General features: G+C 55.3%; 1 protein-coding gene. It reads right to left on the bottom strand.

The genetic code is table 11. From position 1 onward, the window contains the following. Nucleotides 1-184: 184 nt before the first annotated feature. On the bottom strand, nt 185-838 hold a 654-nt coding region (locus H3Z84_RS11925), incomplete at its 5' end, for a hypothetical protein (RefSeq protein WP_206768982.1).

Below are 838 nucleotides of genomic sequence, written 5' to 3'. Positions count from 1 at the left end.
CTCTGGTTGTGAAAGAGCATGCAGGTTAGACTCGGACATGGCGTATCATTCCTCTGTTGGTTGTGATCTTGGCGGTGATCAACCAACAGGATACGCCACCCCTTCAGCCTGCTTCCATACACCAGAAATCACCATAACTCAACGAGGTGTCCCATGAGTGTTCCATGGGACAGCAGCGGTTCACCTACCAGTTCCGGGTGTCTACCCGGTGTCTCAAGCGGTTGATGTGCATCCACTCGTTGCGGCGGTATAGCAGGTGGCCAGCCGGACATACCCAGTTGTCTGTCCAGAAGTACAGGCTGTTGCCGGCGTTCCAGCGGTCTTTTTCGGCTTTGTCGAAGTTTTGAATCTCCGAGGCACAGGAAGGGCAGTAAACTGTGGTAAGTCCTTTCTCTATCCAATCCTTTATCTCACGTTCTATTACCTCGTAAGCGATTGCTGGGAACCGGCTCTGCTCGCTGCCGGTTTCTTCGGCATCTTTCAGCCAGTTCCGGAGCAGCGGAAGGAGCACCTTGTCAGTATATAGGGGACTGCCGCTCTCGAGTTTGGCGTTGACCCAGGCCAGCAGGTCTTTGGCCTGCATGGTAATCGTTGCCTGGTACTCGCCTTCTCCGTAGTCGGGGTTGGCGACGATCACGTAGGGCTGGCATTTGGGGAGCTGGGTGAATGTTCGCCTTATTTCTTCGAGAGCGTCCACCTTGCGTATTCCAGACCAAGGTTGCCACTGATTCCAGACGAAGCCTGCCACCCATTCCACGCGAAAGCTGCCACTGATTCCACGGCAAAGCTGCCACCTTGGCAGGCTGCCTGATTTCCCCATCAAAACGTCCGGCGCGGG

This window comes from Marinobacter sp. bablab_jr003 (assembly GCF_016464245.1).
GTDB lineage: Bacteria > Pseudomonadota > Gammaproteobacteria > Pseudomonadales > Oleiphilaceae > Marinobacter > Marinobacter vinifirmus.
This window is presented reverse-complemented; position numbering and strand designations above follow the sequence as displayed.